The sequence below is a fragment of the Flavobacterium sp. genome, from assembly GCF_043720215.1.
GTDB lineage: Bacteria > Bacteroidota > Bacteroidia > Flavobacteriales > Flavobacteriaceae > Flavobacterium.
Genome location: NZ_JAYSSZ010000257.1, coordinates 1 through 2,771 on the forward strand (window position 1 = coordinate 1; position 2,771 = coordinate 2,771).

The 2,771-nt window shown below is 32.4% G+C and carries 2 protein-coding genes; both read left to right on the plus strand.

Annotated features, from left to right (window positions below; translation table 11 throughout):
- The coding region (locus tag ACHZC3_RS11265) for a hypothetical protein (RefSeq protein WP_394759952.1) at positions 1 to 291 on the plus strand (291 nt) is incomplete at its 5' end.
- 43 nt (positions 292 to 334) lie between these two features.
- The coding region (locus tag ACHZC3_RS11270; protein WP_394759953.1) for a PKD domain-containing protein at positions 335 to 2,771 on the plus strand (2,437 nt) is incomplete at its 3' end.

A 2,771-nucleotide genomic window follows, 5' to 3' on the forward strand; every position in this document is an offset into this window, starting at 1 on the left:
CCCTCTTTATCAAATAATATTTCGGCAAATTCTATTTCTATAATAAATAATAATGTATTTGTTGGAGGTTTTGAGGATAATAAAGCAACTTATTGGACAAACGGTATTCCCACTGTTTTAAATAGTGAAAGTACTTTTTCTGCGGTTAGGGCATTAACTACGTTCGAGGGTAATATATACAGTGCAGGTGAAGGTAGTAACAAATTAAAAATTTGGAAAAACAATACCGATACAAGTATTACAACTAATACTTTATATAGTGACCCTTATGATATTTTTGTAACTAATTAGATTAAAAATATTTCAAAATCAGAATTAATCTATTTACAGAACAATGAAATATAAGATTGCTATACTTTTTTCTTTAGTATTTAATTTTGCTTTTTCGCAAAATGAAGCCAACAATTGGTATTTTGGTAGTTTTGCAGGTATGCAATTTAATCCAGACGGAAGCACTACAACCCTAATGGATAGTCAAATGTATACTCCTGAAGGCTGTGCTACAATTTCTTCCAGTTCAGGTCAATTATTATTCTATACCAATGGGATTAAAGTTTTTGACAGAAATCACCAAATAATGGCTAATGGTAATAATTTAACAGGTAGTCTTTCGACCACTCAATGCGGTATAATTGCGCTTAAGCCAGGAAGTACTAATTTATATTATATTTTTACTTTAGACGAACAAGCTGGGTCAAATGGGTTTAAGTATTCTGTAGTTGATATGTCTCTAAATGGAGGTTTTGGAGATGTTACAAGTCAAAAAAATATTCCGATTTATAATCCTTCTTGTGAAAAATTAGCCATCGTAAAGCACCCAAATAATGTTGATTATTGGGTAGTAACGCATGGATGGAATGACAATCATTATTATGCTCATTTGTTGACCGCAACAGGACTTAATACGTTACCTATAATAAGTAATGTTGGAAATGTAATTCAGGGAGATAATCAAAATACAATTGGTTATTTGAAAATTTCTCCTGATGGAACCAAGATTGCAGTGATTCATAACGATTTCCCTAATCATATAAATAGTACAGTTGAGTTGTTAGATTTTGATACGGCTACCGGGATTATTTCAAATTCAAGGGTATTGTTGTATGACGAACTTCCTTATGGTATAGAATTTTCTCCAAGCAGTGAAATTTTATACCAGCCTAGTAAACGCTATAATACCATATTTCAATACAACTTAAATGCCTCAGATATTTCAAATTCAAGAACGAGTATTTATCAAAATAATATATTTAATTTCTCAGCTTTACAATTAGGACCTAATGGTAAAATATATATTGCCAGAGCTGGAGATACAAAATTATCGGTTATCAATAACCCCGATGTTTTAGGGCCTGGATGTGGTTTTGTGCATGATGGCGTAGATTTAAATGGTAGAATGTGTATTAACGGACTGCCTCCTTTTGTTTCTTCCTATTTTAGACCATTAATGCAACTTTCGACAAGTTGTGAAGAGGAAAACATACAATTTACGTTAAGTTCTAATCAAACCATTTTAAGTGTAGCTTGGGATTTTGGAGATGGTTCGCCTATTCAAAATAGTATTATAGGAAGTCATTTTTACTCAACTCCTAATACCTATACAGTAATAGCAAATGTAACTACTGCTAGTGGTATAAAAATTGTCCGAAAAATTATTACTATTTTACCAAAACCAATCATAAATACTATTGTTTCATTAAAACAATGCGACGACAACATCGATGGTTTTAGTGTTTTTAATCTAACAGAAGCCAATACCAAAATTTCAACCAATTTTGTAAACGAAACTTTTTCTTATTTTGAAACGGCTAATGAGGCTCAAAATAATATATCTCCAATTCCAAACTTTACTACTTACACCAATCAAATAGTAAGTAATGATGTGGTTTATGTTCGAGTTTCAAATACCAATGGCTGTTTTCGTGTAGCACAACTCAATTTGATTGTTTCGACCACACAAGTGCCAGTTACTTTTACTAGAACTTTTACCCAATGTGACGATGCTATTTCAGGCACAAATACTGATGGTATTGCAGCTTTTAATTTTGCAAGTGTCGATACTGAAGTGAGGAATCTCTTTCCTGTAAATCAATCATTAACCATTACTTACTATCTTAATCTAGCCGATGCTTTAGCAGAAATTAACGCTATAACCAATATTTCAAATTATCGAAACATTGGCTATGCAAACACACAAAACATGTATACCAGAGTAGATAGCGATTTAAACAACGATTGTTTGTTACTAAAAAGCTTTATTACTTTAAATGTAGAAAGAATCCCGATTGTGAGTCCAATTGTCAGAAATCATTGCGATGATGACCAAGATGGATTCTATGGTTTTGATACGACTAACCTACAAACCAATTTATTAAATGGTATAACAAATGTTACTGTTACTTATTTTGACCAAAACAATAATCCACTACCAAGTCCGCTACCCAATCCTTTTGTAACGGCTTCACAAACTATCAAAGTGGTGGTTACTAATAATACTACAAAAGCTTGTTCGTATGAAACAACCATACAATTTGTGGTTGATGATTTACCAGAAGCTTTTCCTATTCTAACGACATTGACAACGGTTTGTGATGACGAAGCGAATCCAATCAATCAAAACGGTTTGTATTCTTTCGATACTTCCACTTTTCAAAATACTATTTTAGGAAGTCAAACAGGAATGACAGTCAATTATTACGATGGAAACAATAATCCTTTACCAAGTCCACTCCCAAATCCGTTTGTAACCGCTACGCAAAACGTAAGAGTAG